Below are 16,321 nucleotides of genomic sequence, written 5' to 3' on the forward strand. Positions count from 1 at the left end.
CGCTTGATGTGGTTCCTGGCTAAACCACCCCTCCCCCCGGTCCCTCTCCCCCCTGAGGCCCCTGAGGGGAGAGGGAGAACACCTTGCTTAGGCCAGCTCGGATGGGCTTGATGTGGCTTCTTAGTTCAGGCGGCTTTGGACCACCCAAAACCGCTCGCCTTGCCCACCTATGTGGGGATCATTGCTTCGGCGCCGTCAACTCCTGCTTGGCCTCGGCGTCAGCAGCCTTGTTCTCGGTCTTGCGCTCCTGTCTGGCAGCGCCCACTTCTTCCTTGTACTCGCCCCTCGCTGTCTTCTTCTTGGCCTTGTACTCAGCGGCGGCCTGACGGCGGGCTTCGCGGCGTTCGACCAGCGGGTCCTTCGGCGGCTGGATCTGCGTCACGCCGGGCGATACACCTTGTGCGCCTGCGGGCGTGCCAGGCGTGGCGGGCGTGGCAGGCATGGCGGGAGTCGCGGGGGTTGCCGGCATGCCTTGTGCAGCCGGGGTGGCCGGCGTGGCCGGCGTGGCCGGGGTCGCGGGCGTTGCCGGAGTCTGGGCTATTGCAGCGGCGCAGCTGAGCCCTGCCAGGCCGGCGGCAATCGCGCCGACGATCTTGGGAAGACGAGCGGGCTGTTTCGGATCCATGGAGAACCTCCAGAGTTGTTGTCGGAGGCGCCGGCGGCGGATGCGCCCGGCGCGGCTTGGGCCGCACATTCCTGCCAAGGCAGAAATGTAACGGTAGCCCTCAGTCTAGGCAGCAGGGCGGTGTTGCGCTGTCGGGCAGGCGCCGAAGCGGCGCCAGTCATACTCCTACAAGCCGCGCCGTTGCGTCGCGGCAACTGCCGCTGGCACAGCGCCGGCAGCGCCGCCCCGCCTCAGCAAGCCTGCGTGTCATGTAAAATTCCGGCCTATGTCGCGCGTGATTGCCATCCTCCTGATGCTGGTCCTGCCGCTGCAGGCCCTGGCCGCAGCGCAACGGCAACTGGCGCATTCGGCCGGCTTCCCGCCGGACCATCTGGTCGCGCACGCCGAACATATCCCGCATCACCACGACGACGACGGCGAGATCGCGTTCGACGATTCCCCGGCATCGGCTTCGCACCAGCTTGACTTCGACTACGGCACCAACTTCCAGGCGGCCTTGCCTTTAATGTTGCTGCCGCCGGCAGGACCGCGGACCGAGGCCGAGCCGCTGTTCCTCGGCGCCCGCATGCCCGATCCCGGCCGCAGTCCCCCCTTGCGCCCCCCTCACGCGCCCGCCTGACGGCGGGGCATCAACCTGTTGATCGCTGACCGTGGCGCCATGGCTTGCGCCGCGCCCCGCCGCATTGCTTGTTATTGCGATATGCGTCGGGGATCCCATGCAGAAGTCATTTATTTTCATCATTGCGTCCGCGCTGGCGTCGATGGCCCATGGCCAGGCCGCGCCGGCGGACCTGCACGCGCTGTTCAATGCCGCCTGGGAGCGGTCCGTTGCCTTCCAGACCACCGAGGGGCGGCGCCAGGAGGCGGCGGCCAGCCGTATCCAGGCGGACTCGCTGATCGCCGGTGCGCCCACGCTGGGGCTGCTGCACCGGGATGACCGCTGGAGCGGCAATCGCGGCGTGCGCGAGAGCGAGGTCCAGCTCGGCGTGCCGGTCTGGATGCCGGGCCAGCGCGCGGCGCGTGGCGAGCTTGCCGATGCGCAGGCGGCCGAGGCCGAGTCCGGCGCCGCCGTGGCACGGCTGACCCTGGCCGCGGAAGTGCGCGAGCGCGTCTGGCAGCTTGCCGCCGCGGAGTGGGAACGCGATGTCATGCGGCGTCGCGCGGACAATGCCGCGTCGCTTCGCGACGATGTGCGCCGGCGCGTCAGCGCGGGCGACCTGGCGCGCACCGACCTGCTGCTGGCGCAGCAGGACTACCTGGCGGCGCAGGCCTTGCTTGCGGAGAACGAGGCCCGCCTGGTGGATGCCAGGGCGCGGCTGCTGCAGGCCAGCGGCGTCCCGGCACTGCCGCTGCGCTACGAGGAGGACGCAGCCAACGGTGCTGATCCGATGGCCGGCGCGGTTGCGCATCCGCGGGTGGAAGCCGCGCAGCGCGCCATGCTGCGCAGCGAGCGCCAGGTGGGCTACCTGCGCAAATCGCGCCGCGATCCGCCGGAAGTGGGCGTGCTGTACCGCAACGACCGCGCCGGCGGCGGGATGCCGGCCGACCAGACCGTCGGCCTGTTCGTCAGGATTCCCTTTGCCACCGACGCGCGCAACCTGCCGCGCGAGACCGCCGCGCAGACCGAGCTGATGACGGCCCGGGCCGAACTCGAGCGCACTGAACGCATCGTCCGCGCCGAGATCGATGCGGCACGGGCGGCGTTGTCGCTGGCCGCGCAGCAGCTCAGGCTGACCGAGGAACGCAGCGCCACGCTGTCCGAACGGGCGGCTTTGCTGCGCAAGACCTTCAATGCCGGCGAAATCGGCTTGCCCGAGGTACTGCGCGCGCAGAACCAGGCGCTCGAAGCCGAAGCCGACCTGGCACGCCAGCGTGCCCGGCGCGGCCTTGCCATCGCCACCCTGAACCAGGCGCTCGGAGTCCTGCCATGATCCGCCACATCTTCTTCTCCCTGCTCTTGTCCCTGGCCTGCGCCGCGCAGGCCGGGCCCGGCGCCCATGGCCCAGGCGGCGAGCACCTGGATGCGCCGGCAGCATCCGGCGCCACCGCAGATGCCCGGCCCACCATCGAAGCCAGCACGGAGATGTTCGAGCTGGTCGGCACGCTGGCCGCCGATGAACTGTCCGTGCTGGTGGACCGCTACGCCACCAATGAACCGGTGCTGGACGGCACGCTGGAGGTCGAGTTCAACGGCATCCAGGCGCCGGGCAAGCTGCACGCCGACGTCGGCGACTACTCCTTTACTGACGAAAGGCTGCTCAAGGCGCTGCGCCAGCCCGGCAACCATGCGCTGGTGTTCACGCTGGTTGCCGGCAATGACGCCGACCTGATCGAGGGCCACCTGAACGTTGCCGGAGACGCGCATGCGCACGGCCTGGAAGCGTTCCGGCGGTCGCCGTGGCGGTGGGCCGTGCTGGCCCTGCTCATTGCCGTGGCGCTTGCCCTCGCTGCGGCAGCCTGGCGGCGGCAGCGCCGTCATATCCACACGAAGCCCTGAGGCCCGGACATGCTGAAGACGACTTTCGCGACGCTCGCCATTGCGCTGGCAGCCAGTGCGGCCATGCCCGCACTGGCCGGACCCGGCGCGCACGGACCGGATGGCGAACACCTTGACGCACCCGGGTCGGCCGCCGGCAGCGGCCTGGCCCGGCTGCCGGACGGCAGCGTCCGGATACCGAAGCTCGCCCAACGCCGCATGGGCATCCGCACCACGATGCCGCAGGAAGCTACGCATCCCGTGACGGTGGAGCTGAATGCCGTGGTGGCCATCGATCCCAATGCGGGGGGACGCCTGCAGGCCGGGCACGCTGGCTGGATCGACCCCCCGCCGGGCGGCTTCCCGGTGCTGGGCCAGCGTGTCAGCAAGGGCCAGGTGCTGGCCTTGCTGCGGCACAAAAACGAGCCCTTCGATATCGGCAACCAGCAGGCCCGGTTCGCCAGCCTCAGCGCTGACCTGAAACTGGCGCGGCAGCGGCTGCAACGGCTGGAATCGCTGCAGGACAGCATCCCGCGCAAGGAAATCGATGCCGCCCGCGCCGAAGTGCAGAGCCTGTCCGGCCAGCGCGAGGCAGTGGGCAAGAGCCTGCACCGGACCGATACGCTGACCGCGCCGGCCAGCGGCGTCATCGCCACGGCCAACGCGCTGGCCGGGCAGGTGGTCGCGGCCGGCGACGTGCTGTATGAGGTGGTGGACCCGGCCCGCATGCTGATCGAGGCCAGCTCCGCGGACGCGTCGCTGGCCAACCGCATCCAAGGCGGGACACTGGGCCGGGCGGAAGGCGGCAGGCTGGATTTCGTCGGCGCCGGCCGCAGCTTGAAGAATGGTGCCGTGCCGCTGGTGTTCCGGCTTAGCGGGAACAGCGCGCCGCTGGCGGTGGGGCAGCCCGTGACGGTCGTGGCCACGCTGACCGATACGCTCAAAGGGATCGCGTTGCCGAGCGCGGCCGTGGTGCGCAATGCCAGCAACCTGCCGGTGGTGTGGATCAAGTCCGGCACGCAGCGCTTCATCGCCCAGCCGGTGGAAGCGCGCGTGCTGGATGCGCGCACCGTGGTCGTGATCCGGGGCCTGTCGCCCGAGAATCGCGTGGTGGTGTCCGGTGCGGCGCTGATCAACCAGGTCCGCTGAGGGGCGCGCATGTTCAACTGGATCGTTCGCGCCAGCCTCGGCAACCGCCTGCTGGTACTGGCCGTCGCCTTCATCCTGATGGTGTATGGCGCGTTCACCGCTTCGCGCACGCCGGTGGATGTCTTCCCGGACCTCAACAAGCCGCTGGTCACCGTCATCACCGAAGCCGGCGGCATGGCGCCGCAGGAAGTGGAGCTGCTGGTGTCATTTCCGATCGAGACCGCGCTCAACGGCATGCCCGGCGTCACGCGTGTGCGCTCGGTCTCGGGGGTGGGGCTGTCGATCGTCTATGCCGAGTTCGACTGGGGCAGCGATATCTACCGCAACCGCCAGCTGGTGTCGGAGCGGCTGGCGCTGGTCAGGGAGCAATTGCCGGGCAGGCTCACACCGATCCTGGGGCCGGTCTCGTCAATCATGGGCGAGATCATGCTGATCGCGTTGCCGATCGACCCGGCCAGGGCCAGCCCGATGCAGGCGCGCGAATACGCCGATTTCGTGCTGCGGCCGCGCCTGCTTTCCGTCGCCGGCGTTTCGCAGGTCATTCCGATCGGCGGCGAGGTGCGCCAGCTCCGTGTCGAACCGGATACCGCACGCATGGCGCAGTTCGGCGTGACGCTGGCGCAGGTAGAAGGCGCGCTGCGCGAGTTCGCCGCCAATACCAGCGGCGGCTTTATCGACCTGAACGGGCGCGAGTACCTGATCCGCAATCTCGGCCGCACCAACCGGCTCGAAGACCTGAAGGGGCTTGCCGTGGCGTACAAGGACGGCATGCCGGTCTTGCTGGAGCAGGTGGCCGGCGTGCGCCATGCCGCGGCGCTCAAGCGCGGCGACGCGGGATTCAACGGCAACCCGGCGGTGATCGTCAGCGTGCAGAAGCAGCCCGCGGCCGATACGGTACGGCTGACGCGCGACCTCGAAGCCGCGCTTGGCGAGCTCAGGCAAGGCCTGCCGCCGGGCCTGTCCGCGCCGCAGGTGCTGTTTCGCCAGGCCGACTTCATCGAGGCATCGATCGGCAACGTGGTCGAGGCGCTGCGCGACGGCGCCATCATGGTGACCGTGATCCTGTTCGCGTTCCTGCTGAGCGCGCGCACCACCGCGATTTCGCTGGTGGCGATCCCGCTGTCGCTGGCGGTCACCGCGCTGGCGTTTCGGCTGCTGGGCCAGTCGATCAACGTGATGACGCTGGGCGGGCTGGCCATCGCCATCGGCGAGCTGGTCGACGATGCGGTGGTGGATGTGGAGAACATCGTGCGCCGGCTCAGGCAGCGCAAGACCATGCACAACCCGCCGCCGGTGCTGGAGATGATCTGGCGCGCATCGGTCGAAGTCCGCTCGGGCATTGTCTATGCCACGCTGGTGGTCGTGCTGGTGTTCGTGCCGCTGTTTGCGCTGCCGGGCATCGAAGGGCGGCTGTTTGCCCCGATGGGCATCGCTTACATTGTGTCGATCCTCGCCTCGATGCTGGTGTCGATGACGGTGACGCCGGTGCTGTCGTACTACCTGCTGCCGAGGATGAAGCGGCTGGATCATCCGGACAGTCCGCTGGTGGCGTGGCTCAAACGGTTCGACACGCGCATCCTGGCCTGGTCGATGCCGCGCGCGCGGCCCATCCTTGCCACCGCCGCGGCCGCCGTCGTGGTGGCGGCCGCCACCGTGCCGCTGCTGCCTCGCGCCTTCCTGCCAGCGTTCAATGAAGGCTCGCTCGTGATGTCGCTGATGTTCAATCCGGGCACCTCGCTGGCCGAAGCCAACCGCATGGGCGCGCTGGCGGAGACGCTGGTCCGGCAGGTTCCGGAAGTGACGCAGGTCGGACGCCGCACCGGGCGTGCCGAACTGGACGAGCATGCCGAAGGCGTGCATTCGTCCGAGATCGACATCGACCTGAAGCCCTCCGGCCGCACCCGCGAGCAGGTGATGGCCGCGATCCGCGCGCAGCTCGCCACGCTGCCCGCGTCGGTGGCGATCGGCCAGCCGATCTCGCACCGGCTGGATCACCTGCTGTCCGGCGTGCGCGCCCAGATTGCGCTGAAGATCTATGGCGACGATCTCGATACGTTGCGCGGCCTGGCCGAAAACGTGCGCGGCCGGCTTGCCGCCATGCCGGGCCTGGTCGATATCACCGTCGAGCGGCAGGTGCTGATCCCGCAGGTGAACGTGCGCCTGGATTACCGCAAGGCCGCCCAGTACGGCATCCCGGCCGGCGCGGCGCTGCAGGCGTTGCAGACGCTGTCGGAAGGCTCGCGCGTGACGCAGGTGATCGAAGGCGTGCGCCGCTACGACCTGGTGGTGCGGTTGCCGGATGCCGGGCGCACGCCGCAGGACTTGTCCCGCGTCATGCTCGATTCTCCGCGCGGGCCCGTGCCGTTGTCGGCCATCGCCACGGTCGAGGAAGGCGACGGACCCAACCAGATCGGCCGCGAAAACGGCCGGCGGCGCATCGTGGTCTACGCCAACACGGATGGATCGGATATGGGGCGGATCATCGGCGATGTGCGTGCGGCCGTTGCGCGCGCCGGGCTGCCCGGCAGCTATTTCATCAGCATCGAAGGCCAGTTCCAGGCCCAGGAACAGGCCACGCAGCTGATCGTTGCGCTGTCCCTGGTATCGCTGGCGCTGATCTACCTGGTGCTCTACTCGCGCTACCGCTCCACGACGCTGACGCTGATCATCATGGCCAACATCCCGTTTGCGCTGATCGGCAGCGTGATCGCCATGTGGGTGGGCGGCGTGACGCTGTCGGTGGCGTCCATGGTCGGCTTTATCACGCTGGCCGGCATCGCCAGCCGCAATGGCATCCTCAAGGTCAGCCACTACATCAACCTGTGCCGGCTGGAGGGCGAGACCTTCGGCGTGCCGATGATCGTGCGCGGCTCGCTGGAGCGGTTGACGCCAGTGCTGATGACTGCGCTGGTTGCCGCGTTCGCGCTGGTGCCGCTGCTGGTCTCGGCCGATGCGCCTGGCAAGGAGATCCTGCACCCGGTCGCGGTGGTGATTTTCGGCGGCCTGATCAGCTCGACCGTCCTCGATTCGCTGCTGACCCCGCTGGCGTTCTGGCTGTTCGGGCGCCGGCCGCTGGAGCGGCTCCTGTCGCAGCAGCAGGGCGGGGCCTATTAACCAAGGGCTTGGGCAGCGAAGCTGCAAAAACCCCCCGGACCGGCCGCGCTACCTGGCTCCCGAGCCCCGGCCACAGGGGCAAGCCGCCGGCCTCGGGAAAACCCGTATCAAGTCCCTGTCTTGAAATGCCCATACCCCGTCCCTATAATTAGCACTCGCCAGGGGTGAGTGCTAACAGCCTCAAGTGCCTCTTGCGATACCTGAACATTTCAGACGGCCGTCGCCTCGGTAGCCGGCCGATTTGTGAATCGAAACTCACTTTTGTATCTAGGAGTCCGTATGAATCTGCGTCCTTTGCACGACCGCGTGATCGTGAAGCGTCTGGACAACGAAACCAAGACCGCGTCCGGTATCGTGATTCCCGACAACGCTGCCGAGAAGCCCGATCAAGGCGAAGTGCTGGCAGTCGGTCCTGGCAAGAAGGATGACAAGGGCAACAACATCGCCCTCGACGTCAAGGTCGGTGACCGCGTGCTGTTCGGCAAGTACGCCGGCCAGGGCGTGAAGGTGGAAGGCCAGGAACTGCTGGTCATGCGCGAAGAAGACATCATGGCCGTGGTGAACAAGTAATTCACCCACTCATCGCCACCCGTACAGATTTCAGGAGATTCAATAATGGCAGCTAAAGACGTAGTGTTCGGCGACGCCGCACGTGCCAAGATGGTCGAAGGCGTGAACATCCTCGCCAACGCAGTCAAGGTGACCCTGGGCCCGAAGGGCCGCAACGTGGTGCTGGAGCGCAGCTTCGGCGGCCCGACCGTGACCAAGGACGGCGTGTCCGTGGCCAAGGAAATCGAGCTGAAGGACAAGCTGCAGAACATGGGCGCCCAGATGGTCAAGGAAGTGGCTTCCAAGACCAGCGACAACGCCGGTGACGGTACCACCACCGCAACCGTGCTGGCCCAGTCGATCGTGCGCGAAGGCATGAAGTTCGTTGCCGCCGGCATGAACCCGATGGACCTGAAGCGCGGCATCGACAAGGCTGTCGCCGCCGCCGTGGAAGAGCTGAAGAAGGTCAGCAAGCCTACCACCACCAGCAAGGAAATCGCCCAGGTTGGCGCGATCTCGGCCAACAGCGACACCTCGATCGGTGAGCGCATCGCCGAAGCCATGGACAAGGTCGGCAAGGAAGGCGTGATCACGGTTGAAGACGGCAAGTCGCTGGCCGACGAGCTGGAAGTCGTGGAAGGCATGCAGTTCGACCGCGGCTACCTGTCGCCGTACTTCATCAACAACCCGGAAAAGCAGGTTGTCCAGCTGGACAGCCCGTTCGTGCTGCTGTTCGACAAGAAGATCAGCAACATCCGCGACCTGCTGCCGGTGCTGGAGCAAGTGGCCAAGGCCGGCCGCCCGCTGCTGATCGTTGCTGAAGACGTCGAAGGCGAAGCCCTGGCGACCCTGGTGGTCAACAACATCCGTGGCATCCTGAAGACCGCCGCCGTCAAGGCCCCGGGCTTCGGCGACCGCCGCAAGGCCATGCTGGAAGACATCGCCATCCTGACCGGCGGCACCGTGATCGCTGAAGAGATCGGCCTGACGCTGGAGAAGGCTGGCCTGAACGACCTGGGCCAGGCCAAGCGCATCGAAATCGGCAAGGAAAACACCATCATCATCGACGGCGCCGGCGACGCATCGGCGATCGAAGGCCGCGTGAAGCAAATCCGCGCCCAGATCGAAGAAGCGACCTCGGACTACGACCGTGAGAAGCTGCAAGAGCGCGTGGCCAAGCTGGCCGGCGGTGTTGCCGTGATCAAGGTTGGCGCTGCCACCGAAGTCGAAATGAAGGAAAAGAAGGCCCGCGTGGAAGACGCCCTGCACGCCACCCGCGCTGCGGTGGAAGAAGGCATCGTCCCCGGCGGTGGTGTGGCCCTGCTGCGTGCCCGCGCTGCGATCTCGGCACTGACCGGCGAAAACGCCGACCAGAACGCCGGTATCAAGATCGTGCTGCGCGCCATGGAAGAGCCGCTGCGCCAGATCGTGCTGAACGCCGGTGAAGAAGCGTCGGTCGTCGTCGCCAAGGTCATCGAAGGCAAGGGCAACTACGGCTACAACGCGGCTTCGGGCGAGTACGGCGACCTGGTGGAAATGGGCGTGCTGGACCCGACCAAGGTCACCCGCACCGCACTGCAGAACGCCGCTTCGGTGGCTTCGCTGATGCTGACCACCGACTGCGCAGTTGCCGAATCGCCGAAGGAAGAGTCGGCTCCGGCAATGCCGGGCGGCATGGGCGGCATGGGCGGCATGGAAGGCATGATGTAATTTGTGCCGACCGACTGCCGGTGGATCGCCGGCAGTGCTGTCAAAGCAAAAAACCCCCGCGGGTGCGAGCCCGCGGGGGTTTTTGTTTTTGGGTGGCATACCGGGGAGCGTTTGCGTGGGGTGGTGGCATGTATCGGCTCGCCTTGCCTACGACCGCAACAACAGGCCTGGGACATCTCGGATGCTGCCGGTTTGCTCCCCCTCTCCCGCTTGCGGGAGAGGGCCGGGGGTGCGCGCCGAAAAAATATTATTGCAAATGCGAATCGTTATCAACTAAATTGTGCGAACAACGACATCGCGTCGTTGCAAACAGAGACTTGGGAGCGAAACGCCAAATGAAGCCACCCGTGACTTACCGGTTCGTGCCGGGTAACCGGCCGGAACCATTCGACAAGGCTGTACGGGCCATGCCCGATGCGGTGATCCTGGACCTGGACGGCGCCGTGCGCGCCGCAGCCTCGTAAGGAGTAACCGATGTCGATGACTGAAATGGAGCCCGATCTGCTCGTGACCGCCGACGCCGTCGCCAACACCAGTACCGGCTACGGCATCGCGCTGCGGCCCCTGTCCTTTCTCCGCCCGTCAGAGCAGGTAGATGTCGAGAGCGTCTCGCGGCTGGCCGACGTGATCGCCAGCGATGGCCGCTGGCGCAAGCCCATCGTGGTGGAAAGCACGCAGGGCATCATCATGGACGGCAACCACAGGCTGCGCGCCGCGATGCGCCTGGGGCTGCGCGCGGTGCCCTGCATCCTGTTGCGCTACGGCGACCCGCGCGTACGGGTGCGCGACTGGAACACCGGAGAGTCTTTCGATATCGCGCGGATCTTCCGCACCATCGCGGCCGGCGCGCTCTTCCCCTACAAGACCACACGGCATCTGTTCGAGCCGCGGCTGCCGGATACGGCGGTCCCGCTCGCGCAGCTGAAGGGCGCTTCGCAGCTGAAGGGCGCTTAAGTGGATGTGCGGTCTGCGCGGTCAGACGTCGACCACGCAGCACCAGTCGAAGCGGGCGTTCTCCAGCTCGCCGGTGCGGCGGCTGACATAGCCGCGCGGATTGCACACCACGCGCGAATCGTCGATGCAGTAGTCGAAGCTGGTGTGGGTATGACCGTGGATCCACAGGTCGGCCCGGGCCACCAGGTCTGGCCGGCGCGACAGGAAGCCGCCGGAAACCAGATCGTGCGAATAGCGCGGGTCGAGGCTGCCCAGATCAGGCCCGTGATGGGTGACCACCACGGTCTTGCCGTCGTAAGGCTGCGCCAGTTGCTCTGCGAGCCAGGCCGATGCCGCCTCGTGGCGCGCCAGCGCATCCTGCGGCGTGAAATGCCGCGGCTTGCCGTCGTCGCCTGCCAGCTCGATCAGCCGGTGGTCCAGCATCACCGCGGCGCACGCCTGCATCGCATCGTCGCGCCGGTCGTTGCCGAAGAGGGTGTAGTCGGTCCACCACGTGGTGCCGAGGATGCGCACACGCCCGTGCGCGCCGTTGAATTCCGCCACGGTGCCGTTGAGCACATGCATGCCCGGGTGCTCGGCGGCGGCTTCGGCCATCAGCCGGTCGACGGCGTCGAAGTTGCTTTCGTAGTATTCATGGTTGCCCGGCACATAGACCACAGGCTGGCTGAAGGTGCGCGCCGCCCAGTCGATGCCGTCGCGGCCGTTGGCGATATCGCCGGCAAGTACGACGATGTCGGCGTCGCAATCCGTGACCGACTGCGGCATGTTGTGCTCGATATGGAGATCGCTCAGGATGCGTAGCTTCATGGGGACTCCGGGCGAGGACCTGGCTGCGTGGGGATTGACTGCATTCTTAAGAACGTAGCGGATCTGGTCAAGTCCCGCCCTCATCCGGCAGAAAAACCGGCAAAGAAAAAAGCCCGGAACCAGGTCCGGGCAAGGGACTGTCTGGCCGGCATTGCACCGGGAGACAGCCGGGGGAACCGTTGGCGGTACCCAATTGTGTGGCGTCACCCGCCCTGGCCGCCTGCCATGGTCGGCAGCAGGACACGGTAGATCTGGATGAACGCGGGCCCCAGCAGCACCAGCAGCAGCGACGGGAAGATCGTGAAGATCAGCGGGAACAGCAGCTTGAGGGCGATCTTGGCGGCCTGCTCCTCGGCCAGCATGCGGCGCTTGGTGCGCAGCATTTCGGACAGCACGCGCAGCGACTCGCCCAGGCTGGTGCCGAAGCGTTCGGCCTGGATCAGCATCGACGCAAACTTGTCCACGTCCTCGACGCCGGTGCGCAGCGACAGGTTCGACAACGCCTTTTCCTTGGAGAAGCCGGAGCGCAGTTCCAGCAGCATCAACTGCAGCTCATCGGCCAGCACCGGGCAGCGCAGCGCGAGTTCGTCGGCCACGCGCATCAGTGCCGCATCGAGCCCGAGTCCTGCCTCCACGCAGACCGTCAGCAGGTCGATCACGTCCGGGAACTCTTCGAACACCAGGCGCTTGCGCTGCGCCACCTTGCGCGCCAGCACCACGTTCGGCAGGTAGTAGCCGAGTGCGCCCAGCACCGCCAGCAGCCCGAACATCATGTTGCGCTCCTGGAAGGCCTGCTGGCCGCTGAGCGCCAACAGCCCGATCATCGGCAGCAACACCGCCAGTACCGTCTTGCCGGCAAAGTACATCGGCGCGGCGTTGGCGTTGCGCCAGCCGGCGTTCATGAAGCGCACACGCAGCTGCGAGTTTTCCCAGCCTTCCTTGGGCAACGAAAAGCGCGAGATGTGCCTGGACCAGTGCAGCATCTTCTCGACCCAGGCATGCTGCTTGCCGGCGTCGGGTTCCGCCCGCCCCTGTCCGGCGATCTGCTCCATGCGCCCCCGCATGCGGTTGGGCGACAGCACGTGCAGCACGCCGAACACCATGCCGAACGCGGCCACGAAAATCAGCCCAAGCAGGACCAACTGGTCTGACTGGAACCCCTGGATAATGCCTTGCATGATGGACTCCCCTCTCGATGGCTGTGCGTTTTTGTTATGGCAGTTGGCGCTGCATGCCCGCGTTCAGACCCGGATGCGGATGATCTTGCGCATCCACAGCACGCCGAAGACCATCGACACCGCCGCGCCACCGATCATGCGCAGGCCCATCGGGTCTTCCCACAACACCCGCATGAACTGGGGGTTGACCACCAGGATCATCCCGGCAGTACCAAAGGGCAGCAGCCCCAGGATCCAAGCCGACAGGCGACCCTCGGCGGACAGCACGCGGATCTTGTCGAACAGCTTCAGGCGCTCGCGCACCAGGTTGCCGATGGTGTCGAGGATTTCCGCCAGGTTGCCACCGCTTTCGCGCTGGATCAGCACCGCGATGACGAAGTAGCGCAAGTCGTTGATTGGCACGCGGATGGCGAGGTTGGTCATGGCCTCGTTCAGCGCCACGCCGTAGTTGATCTCTTCGAAGGTGGTGCGGAACTCCGGCCCGATCGGCGCCTTTATCTCCGTCCCGACCATGCCCAGCGCGCCGCTGAACGCATGGCCGGCGCGCAGGGCGCGGCTGATCATGTCCACCGCGTCCGGCAGTTGCGCTTCCATCTGCTTGAGCCGCTTCTGGCGCTGCCGGATCACCATCAGCACCGGCAGCACACCCGCCAGTGCGGCACCCCCCAGGATCATCGGCACCGGCACCGGCAGCAGGGGCACCAGCGCCACCGCGCACAGCACCACCAGGCCGCAGTAGCCTAGCAGCTGCGACACCGACCAGCTGCTGCCCGACTGCTCGAGCCAGCGGTCCAGCGTGCCGATGCGCGGCACGCTCATCAGCCAACGCTGCATGAGCGGCGTGTCGCTCAGCATGCGCTTTTTCAGGATCGACAGGCGCTCGGCGCTGACTTGCCCGCCCGCGGACAGTGTCCGCAGCCGGGCCTCGATGCGCTTGGCCGCGGGGCCGTGGGCGTTGTTCCACCACAGGTAGATGCCCTCGACGCAGAGCACGACGGCAACGAACAGCAGGATGGCGAAGGCGTAGAAGATCGTGCTCATGTGTATCTCCCCGGGTTTGCTTGTCGTTGTATCTGGACGGGCGGATCAGACTTCGTAGCGCTTGGCCGGGTCATAGGTTTCATCCGGCAGGCCCACGCCGAACACGCGCAGCCGCTCGGCAAACTTGGGATAGACGCCGGTGGCGCGGAAGTTCCCGCGCACGGTGCCGTCCTTGTCCACGCCGGTGCGCTGGAAGGTGAAGATCTCCTGCATGTTGATGATGTCGCCCTCCATGCCGGTGATCTCCGAGATGCTGACGATCTTGCGGCGCCCGTCGGTCATGCGCGCCGCCTGCACGATCACGGTGATGGCGGAGGCGATCTGCTGGCGCATGGCTTTTGCAGGCATGGTCAGGCCGGCCATGCTGACCATGTTTTCCAGCCGCGTCAGCGCATCGCGCGGGGTGTTGGCGTGGATGGTGGTGAGCGAGCCTTCGTGGCCGGTGTTCATCGCGTTGAGCATGTCCAGCGCCTCGCCGCCGCGCACTTCGCCCAGGATGATGCGGTCCGGGCGCATGCGCAGCGCGTTGCGCACCAGTGCGCGCTGGTTGATCTCGCCCTTGCCTTCGATATTGGGCGGGCGCGTTTCCAGGCGCAGCACATGGGGCTGGCGCAGTTGCAGCTCGGCCGCATCCTCGATGGTGATCACACGCTCATCCTCGGGAATGAAGCCTGACAGGATATTCAGCATTGTGGTCTTGCCGCTGCCGGTGCCGCCCGACACCAGCACGTTGACCTTGGCCGTCGACAGTGCCTGCAGCATCTGCGCCATCGGCGGCGTCAGGCTGCGCAGGTTGACCAGGTCGGAGACCTGCAGCGGATTGACCGAGAAACGGCGGATCGACAGCAGCGGGCCGTCGATGGCCGAGGGCGGGATGATGGCGTTGACGCGTGAGCCGTCGGGCAGGCGCGCGTCCACCATCGGGCTGGTTTCGTCGATGCGGCGGCCCACGCGCGACACGATCTTCTCGATCACCTTCATCAGGTGGGCGTCGTCGTAGAACACCACGTCGGTCAGTTCCAGCTTGCCGCGCCGCTCCACATAGGTCTGGCGCGCGGTGTTGACCAGGATGTCGGACACCGTGGGGTCGGTCAGCAGCGGCTCGAGCGGGCCGAAGCCGAACATCTCGTCGTAGATCTCCACAGTCAGCTGGCGGCGCTCGTTGTCGTTGAGCAGCACCTTCTGCTCGTCGACAATCAGGTTGACCAGGGTGCCGATCTCCTGCCTGACCTGTTCCTGCGGAAAACGAGCCAGGCGCTCCAGCTCCACGCGGTCGAGCACGGTCTCGTGCACGTCGCGCTTGAGGGCGTGATAGCCGGGCGAGGTGGCGGCCGTGGCCTGCCCGCCGAAGTGGATCGAGGCGTGACCGTTGGCGCTAAAGGCGGCTGTGGTGCTTGCCAGTTGTTCGCGGATGGACATGATGTTTTCCCCTCGTTCTATTGTGTTTGAATGGATTCGGCCGGCGCTCAGGTGCTCTTGGCGCGCAGCATCAGCCGGCGCAGCGGCGATACCGGCTCGGGCCGCAGGCGCCGCTCGGCCTCGGGCGTGGTGATGAACTGCGTAGCCATGGCCTGCAGCGCGCGGGCAATGCCGCTGCGCCGGCTCACCTTGGCCACGGGCTCGCCGTGGCTGACGGCCTCGTCCACCACGGCGGGGTCGTCGGGCAGGGCAAAGGCGACCTTCAGGCCGAAGATCTCCTCCATCGTTGCGCGGGGGAGTTCGTTCTTGCGGCCGGTGCGGTTGAGCACCAGGCGCAGCTTGTCGGCCGGGTAGTGCAGCGCGCGCAGGATCTCGACCAGGCGGCGCCCGGCGCGGCCGTACGCAATCAGGGGCTCAGCCACCACGCAGATGCGGTCGCTGTGGTCGAGCATGCCGATCGAGACGGGGTCGATGCTCTGGCCGATGTCGAAGATCACGAAGTCGTAGCTGGGCTGCATCACCGACAGGATCCACTCCAGCTTGTCCTTCTGGATCTGGGTGGCCTTGACGGGGTCGGTGGCGCCGGCGAGCACGTCGAAGCCGTTGTCCACATGCACCAGGCAGGCGCCGAGGAAGGCGGCGTCCAGCCGTTCGATCTGCCCGCAGATGTCGGGCAGCGTGGAGGGCGGGGCCCTGTCGCTGACGAGGTGAGTTAGGTCGCCGAAATGCCGGTTCAGGTCCACCACCAGCACGCGCTTGCCCAAGTGCCGCGCCAGCGCGTCGCCCAGGTTGGCGGCGATGAAGCTGGTGCCCGCGCCGCCCTTGCACGAGATCACCGAGATCACCTGCGCGGCGTGGTGCTCGCGTGGCACATGCGTGGCTTCCGCGCGCTTGAGTGCCTCGGCAAGCTGGCCCTTGTCCAGCGGCCACGACAGCACGTCGCGGATGCCGGCGCGCATCGCCTTGATCAGCACCTCGGAGTCGGGCGACTGCGTAACCAGGATGCAGGGCAGGTCGGGGTGCTGCTGGCGCAGTGTCTCGATGGCCAGGATCTGCCCGGAACCGATGGCGGGCAGTTCCAGGATCAGCAGGTCGGCCATGCGCAGGCGGCTGGCATGGAACGGGAAGCGCGCCAGGCTTTCCTGCAGCGACGTGGCCTGGAAGTTGCCGACTGCGGCGCTGAGCCGGTTGATCTCGGCGAGCCGTTCGGTGTCTTCGGATGCGATCAGGATCTTCAGCATGATGTCCTCGCAATGCTCTGGTCGATGCTTGGGTGCGGTGTCGGTGGTCGGATGGAGC

The 16,321-nt window shown here is 66.8% G+C and carries 15 protein-coding genes; 9 read left to right on the forward strand and 6 right to left on the reverse strand.

Translation table 11 applies throughout. The annotated features are described in order from the left end of the window. Positions 1-178: 178 nt before the first annotated feature. On the reverse strand, positions 179-625 hold the full coding sequence (locus tag AB1I47_RS27060; RefSeq protein WP_354686779.1) for a hypothetical protein: 447 nt from the start codon (positions 623-625) through the stop codon (positions 179-181). 265 nt (positions 626-890) lie between these two features. Between AB1I47_RS27060 and AB1I47_RS27065 the strand changes: the two genes are divergently transcribed. The 9 genes from AB1I47_RS27065 (at position 891) to AB1I47_RS27105 (ending at position 10,577) form a co-directional block, all read left to right on the forward strand. After that, positions 891-1,244, forward strand: coding sequence for a hypothetical protein (locus AB1I47_RS27065; RefSeq protein WP_354686780.1), 354 nt, complete (start codon positions 891-893; stop codon positions 1,242-1,244). Between the two features lie 97 nt (positions 1,245-1,341). After that, positions 1,342-2,556, forward strand: coding sequence for a TolC family protein (locus tag AB1I47_RS27070; protein WP_354686781.1), 1,215 nt, complete (start codon positions 1,342-1,344; stop codon positions 2,554-2,556). Then, positions 2,553-3,122, forward strand: coding sequence for a hypothetical protein (locus AB1I47_RS27075; RefSeq protein WP_354686782.1), 570 nt, complete (start codon positions 2,553-2,555; stop codon positions 3,120-3,122). Before AB1I47_RS27070 ends, AB1I47_RS27075 begins: the two co-directional genes overlap by 4 nt. Before the next feature lie 9 nt (positions 3,123-3,131). Continuing rightward, positions 3,132-4,250 (forward strand): efflux RND transporter periplasmic adaptor subunit, encoded by a 1,119-nt coding sequence (locus tag AB1I47_RS27080; RefSeq protein ID WP_354686783.1) that lies wholly within the window; start codon positions 3,132-3,134, stop codon positions 4,248-4,250. A 9-nt stretch (positions 4,251-4,259) separates the two neighbouring features. Then, positions 4,260-7,364, forward strand: coding sequence for an efflux RND transporter permease subunit (locus tag AB1I47_RS27085; RefSeq protein WP_354686784.1), 3,105 nt, complete (start codon positions 4,260-4,262; stop codon positions 7,362-7,364). Positions 7,365-7,643: 279 nt separating this feature from the next. After that, positions 7,644-7,934 (forward strand): co-chaperone GroES, encoded by a 291-nt coding sequence (groES, locus tag AB1I47_RS27090; RefSeq protein WP_063237002.1) that lies wholly within the window; start codon positions 7,644-7,646, stop codon positions 7,932-7,934. A 45-nt stretch (positions 7,935-7,979) separates the two neighbouring features. Next, positions 7,980-9,623 carry a chaperonin GroEL gene (gene groL / locus AB1I47_RS27095; RefSeq protein WP_354686785.1) on the forward strand — a complete coding sequence of 548 codons (1,644 nt, stop codon included), beginning with the start codon at positions 7,980-7,982 and terminating at the stop codon, positions 9,621-9,623. Positions 9,624-9,958: 335 nt separating this feature from the next. Continuing rightward, positions 9,959-10,087 (forward strand): hypothetical protein, encoded by a 129-nt coding sequence (locus tag AB1I47_RS27100; protein ID WP_407935917.1) that lies wholly within the window; start codon positions 9,959-9,961, stop codon positions 10,085-10,087. Between the two features lie 10 nt (positions 10,088-10,097). Further along, on the forward strand, positions 10,098-10,577 hold the full coding sequence (locus AB1I47_RS27105) for a ParB N-terminal domain-containing protein (RefSeq protein ID WP_354686786.1): 480 nt from the start codon (positions 10,098-10,100) through the stop codon (positions 10,575-10,577). Between the two features lie 21 nt (positions 10,578-10,598). Here the strand turns inward: AB1I47_RS27105 and AB1I47_RS27110 are convergent, their stop codons facing one another. From AB1I47_RS27110 to AB1I47_RS27130, 5 genes are all read right to left on the reverse strand, one after another. Beyond that, the gene (locus tag AB1I47_RS27110; protein WP_354686787.1) at positions 10,599-11,384 is read right to left on the reverse strand and encodes a metallophosphoesterase; all 786 of its coding nucleotides are present in this window, start codon (positions 11,382-11,384) and stop codon (positions 10,599-10,601) included. A 203-nt stretch (positions 11,385-11,587) separates the two neighbouring features. Beyond that, complete coding sequence (locus tag AB1I47_RS27115; RefSeq protein WP_354686788.1) at positions 11,588-12,562, reverse strand: type II secretion system F family protein; 975 nt, start codon at positions 12,560-12,562, stop codon at positions 11,588-11,590. Between the two features lie 63 nt (positions 12,563-12,625). Beyond that, the gene (locus tag AB1I47_RS27120; RefSeq protein WP_354686789.1) at positions 12,626-13,603 is read right to left on the reverse strand and encodes a type II secretion system F family protein; all 978 of its coding nucleotides are present in this window, start codon (positions 13,601-13,603) and stop codon (positions 12,626-12,628) included. 45 nt (positions 13,604-13,648) lie between these two features. Further along, on the reverse strand, positions 13,649-15,022 hold the full coding sequence (locus AB1I47_RS27125; RefSeq protein WP_354686790.1) for a TadA family conjugal transfer-associated ATPase: 1,374 nt from the start codon (positions 15,020-15,022) through the stop codon (positions 13,649-13,651). A 47-nt stretch (positions 15,023-15,069) separates the two neighbouring features. Continuing rightward, positions 15,070-16,263 carry a CpaE/TadZ family protein gene (locus AB1I47_RS27130; protein WP_354686791.1) on the reverse strand — a complete coding sequence of 398 codons (1,194 nt, stop codon included), beginning with the start codon at positions 16,261-16,263 and terminating at the stop codon, positions 15,070-15,072. Between the last annotated feature and the right edge of the window lie 58 nt (positions 16,264-16,321).

The sequence above is a fragment of the Cupriavidus necator genome (assembly GCF_040578825.1).
GTDB lineage: Bacteria > Pseudomonadota > Gammaproteobacteria > Burkholderiales > Burkholderiaceae > Cupriavidus > Cupriavidus necator_E.